Annotated in this window: 5 protein-coding genes; 1 reads left to right on the top strand and 4 read right to left on the bottom strand. The window is 72.5% G+C overall.

The genetic code is table 11. The features are described 5' to 3' along the window. Positions 1 to 105: 105 nt before the first annotated feature. The 4 genes from P1P75_RS40080 to P1P75_RS40065 all read right to left on the bottom strand — a co-directional run bounded on the left by P1P75_RS40080 (position 106) and on the right by P1P75_RS40065 (position 3,203). Positions 106 to 1,272 carry a lipid-transfer protein gene (locus P1P75_RS40080; protein WP_319264629.1) on the bottom strand — a complete coding sequence of 389 codons (1,167 nt, stop codon included), beginning with the start codon at positions 1,270 to 1,272 and terminating at the stop codon, positions 106 to 108. Then, positions 1,269 to 1,721, bottom strand: a complete 453-nt coding sequence (locus P1P75_RS40075; RefSeq protein WP_319264631.1) for a MaoC/PaaZ C-terminal domain-containing protein — start codon at positions 1,719 to 1,721, stop codon at positions 1,269 to 1,271. The genes P1P75_RS40080 and P1P75_RS40075 overlap by 4 nt, the downstream gene beginning before the upstream one ends. 14 nt (positions 1,722 to 1,735) lie before the next feature. After that, positions 1,736 to 2,662 (bottom strand): OB-fold domain-containing protein, encoded by a 927-nt coding sequence (locus tag P1P75_RS40070; protein ID WP_319264627.1) that lies wholly within the window; start codon positions 2,660 to 2,662, stop codon positions 1,736 to 1,738. A 226-nt stretch (positions 2,663 to 2,888) separates the two neighbouring features. Then, entirely contained in the window at positions 2,889 to 3,203 is a 315-nt protein-coding gene (locus tag P1P75_RS40065) for a hypothetical protein (protein WP_319264625.1), read from the bottom strand. 369 nt (positions 3,204 to 3,572) lie between these two features. Here P1P75_RS40065 and P1P75_RS40060 point away from each other — a divergent pair. Then, positions 3,573 to 4,147, top strand: a 575-nt coding sequence (locus tag P1P75_RS40060) for a bifunctional DNA primase/polymerase (protein WP_319264623.1), incomplete at its 3' end; no start/stop codon positions are given.

The raw sequence follows: 4,147 nt of genomic DNA, 5'->3' as shown, positions 1-4,147 counted from the left end.
GGGTGCGGGGTGCGTGGGTGCGTGGTTCGGGTGCGGGTCCGGGGCGCGGGTCTGTGGTTCGGGGTGCGTGGTGTGGGTGCCGTGGTTCCGGCACGCCCGTCCCGTTCAGCCGTCGGCCGTCAGCACCAGCCCCGAGGTCGGCACGCCCGTCCCCGCCGTGACCAGGGTGCGGGCGGCGCCGGGTATCTGGTTCACGGACGTGCCGCGCAGTTGCCGTACGGCCTCGGCGATGCCGTTCATGCCGTGCAGGTAGGCCTCGCCGAGCTGGCCGCCGTGAGTGTTGAGCGGGAGGCGGTCCTCGGCGACGAACGCGGCGGCCCCGCCCGGCGGGCAGAAGCCGAACTCCTCCAGCTGCATGAGCACGAACGGGGTGAAGTGGTCGTACAGGATCCCCACGTCGATGTCGGCGGGCGCGAGCCCCGACGTCCGCCACAGCTGGCGGGCGACCACCGCCACCTCCGGCAGGCCCGTCAGGTCGTCGCGGTAGAAGCTCGTCATCTGCTCCTGGGCCCGCCCGGCGCCCTGCGCCGCCGCGGCGACCACGGCCGGTGTCCGCGGCAGATCGCGGGCCCGCTCCACCGAGGTCACCACCAGCGCCTGACCGCCGTCGGTCTCCTGACAGCAGTCCAGCAGCCGCAGCGGCTCGGCGATCCAGCGGGAGGCCGCGTGGTCGGCGAGGGTGATCGGCCGGCCGTGGAAGTACGCCGCCGGGTTGGCCGCCGCGTGCCTGCGCGCCGTGACGGCCACCTGCCCGAACGCCTCCGGGGTCAGCCCGTACGCGTGCAGGTACCGCTGCGCCGCCATCGCCACCCAGGACGCCGGGGTGAGCAGCCCGAACGGCAGGGTCCAGCCGAGCGCCGTCCCCTCCGCCGACGGCTCCCGCCGCCGCACCCCCGAGCCGAAACGCCGGCCCGAGCGCTCGTTGAACGCGCGGTAGCAGACAACGACCTCGGCCACCCCGGCCGCGATCGCCAGCGCCGCCTGCTGCACGGTCGCGCAGGCCGCCCCGCCGCCGTAGTGGACGCGGGAGAAGAAGGACAGCTCCCCCATGCCGCAGGCCTGCGCCACCGTGATCTCCGGGCTGGTGTCCATCGTGAACGTCACCAGCCCGTCCACGTCCGCCGGCCGCAGCCCCGCGTCGTCCAGCGCCGCCCGCACCGCCTCGGTCGCCAGCCGCAGCTCGCTGCGCCCCGAGTCCTTGGAGAACTCCGTCGCCCCGATTCCGGCGATGGCCGCCCGCCCGCCGAGACCGTCCCGCGCCCGCACGCTCACCGCGCCTCCCCGGCCGTGGGGACGGTGACCGTTCCGGTGCCGGTCACCCTTTCGGTCCCGGTGCCAGTCCCCGCAACGGTGACCGTGACGGTGCCGCTGACGTGCCGCCCGATACCGTTGTCCCCGGACACCCGCACCACCGCCGTGTCCCCGTCGACCTCCTCGACCGTGCCCCTCAACACCATCGTGTCGCCGGGCCGGTTGGGCGCCCCGAGCCGGATGGCGACCCGGCGCAGCACCGCCGCCGGACCGAAGTGGTCGGTGATGTAGCGGCCCACCAGGCCGTTGGTGGTGAGGATGTTCATGAAGATGTCGGGGGAGCCCTTGGCCCTGGCCGCCTCGGGATCGTGGTGCACGTCCTGGTAGTCGCGGGAGGCCACCGCCCCCGCGACGATCAGCGTCCGCGTGATCGGCACCTCCAGCGGAGCAAGCTCGTCCCCGGCCCTCACGAGAACGCCCCGGCTCACGCGGTCACCCCCTGAAAGACCGGAAGCACCAGTTCCTCGTCGTACCGCCGGAATTCGAGCCGCACCGGCATCCCGATGCGGACCTTGTCGTAGGGCACCCCGACCACGTCGCTCACGATCCGCACACCCTCCGCGAGTTCGATCAGGCCGACCGCGAAGGGAGGGGAGAAGGCGGGAAAGGGCGGGTGGTGCATCACGACGTACGAGTACACGGTCCCCTCGCCGCACGCCTGGACGGTGTCCCATTCCCGCTCCCCGCAGCTCGCGCACCCCGGCAGCCAGGGGAAACGGAGGGTGCCGCAGGCGGTGCAGCGCTGGATGAGGAGCCGGTGGCGGCGTACCCCCTCCCAGAAGCCGGCGTTGTCCCGGTTGATCACCGGGCGGGGGCGGCGCTCCTCCGGTTCGGGTTCCCGGTGCGCCGGGGCGTACTTGAGGATGCGGAAGCGGTGGACGCCGGCCGGTTCCCCCGCCACGCGCACCACCGTGCGGGTCGTGACGAAGTACCCGGTGCCGAGCTTGGTCGTCTTGCGGCCGGAGACCGACTCGATCACGGTGTCGAAGGTGATCTCGTCACCGGGGCGCAGGGGACGGACGTACTCCTGCTCGCAGTCGGTGGCGACGACGGCCGTGCAGCCGGCCTCGTCGAGGAGGGCGAGCAGTTCCTCGTAGGCGGGCGCGCGCCCGGCCCGGCCGCCGAGGCCGGCCATGGTCCAGGCCTGGAGCATGGTGGGCGGGGCGATGGCTTCGGGGCCGGTGTAGGCCGGGTTGGTGTCCCCCATCGCCTCGCACCAGTGGCGGATCATGGGCGCGTTGACCGGATCCCGGCCGGCTCCGGCGGTCGTGGCGGGCCGGCCCTCGTAGGCCTTCAGCCGGTCCTCCAGGGCATTCCGGGCCTCCCGTACGCCTTCCGTGCCGCTGCTCATCCTGACCACACCATCCCCTGTCTCAAGGATTTCTGACTGTCCGTCAGGTGTGTGGCGATGTCAAGGTCACCGGCTTCCGAACGCGCCGACGCCCGCGCGCGTCCTCCACGTGAAAACGTCTGCGCGGCGGCGCCGAAGCCCCGCCGTACAGACGCGTTTCCCACCCCACAGAGCACCGGCGGGAAGGAGAGGAGGGGACCGGCGCCGGGGCGCCGGTCCCCTCAGATCACCACCAGAGCGGCGTGAAGCCGACGGCCACGTTGCTGTTCCCCTGGTTGATGGCTGTGAACGCGGAGCCGTTGACCTGCGCGGTGTTGCTCTGGTTCGAGGCGCCCGAGCCGACGGCGTTCTGCTGCGTGGTGGACGAGTTGCCGCTGTTGTCATGCCCGACGCCGCTGCCGACGACGCTCGCGACACCCGCGTTCGATCCGTCGTCCGCGATGGCGCCGTTGTCCGCCGCCGCGACGCCGGTGAACAGAGCGGCTGCCAGCGGAAGGGCGGAGACGGCGGCGATGACGCGGGCGGTACGGATGCTTGCCATGTTGATCCTCCAGAACGGGGACTACGCACCGGCTCGTGACCGGACGATTCAAGAAGTACGGCTTTCACCAGGGAAGTTGGCCGACCGCCCCGGTGCTGTGACGATGTCGCGAGACCAGAGTTGCCCACCGAATCCCCGTCGAACCACCCTCGAAGCCACGATTAGCACGCAAGCGTGATGACAAGTCGATAAACCCCTGGCACCACTCTTCTTGCCCATGCCACCTCAACCCCTGGCAAGTCGGGCATCCACACCTCAGGCCCCACAAGAGGCGAAGTGTTCCGGCACCTTCCCGGCCGACCGCACTTCCCTCGGCGCGTCCCCCCTCACCCCCTTCCTTTTTTCGAACGCACGTACGAAACTGGATCCATGGCCACCACAGACCGGTACCCCCGGCAGGCCACCACCCTGGCCCTCGCCCACGCCCTGTCGGCCGCCGAACGCGGCCTGGCCGTCATCCCCCTGTCCCGGACCAAGCTCCCGGCCCTGCGCTCCCCCCACCGCGACGACCCGACGGCCCCGCCCTGCCACGGCGCGTGCGGCCGCCCCGGCCACGGCGTGTACGACGCCAGCACCGACCCCGCTCGCATCCGCGCACTCTTCGCCGCCGCCCCCTGGTCCACCGGCTACGGCATCGCCTGCGGACTCCCACCGCATCACCTCGTCGGCGTCGACCTGGACACCAAGTCCGGCACCGACTCCACCGCCGCCCTGCGCGAACTCGCCCTGCGCCACTTCTTCACCATCCCGCCCACCGTCGTCGTCCTCACCCCCTCCGGCGGCCGTCACCTCTGGCTCACCGGCCCCCGGGACGTCGTCGTCCCCAACTCGGCCGGCCGCCTCGCCCCCGGCATCGACATCCGCGGCGCCGGCGGCTACCTCGTCGGCCCCGGCTCCCGCACCGACCACGGCGCGTACACCACCGCCCCCGGCACCGCCCACCC

Origin of the sequence: Streptomyces sp. ID05-39B, assembly GCF_033794725.1 — a bacterium.
Classification (GTDB): Bacteria; Actinomycetota; Actinomycetes; order Streptomycetales; family Streptomycetaceae; genus Streptomyces; species Streptomyces bobili.
Note: the sequence above shows the minus strand (reverse complement) of the source record. Positions and strands in the feature narration are given on the sequence as shown.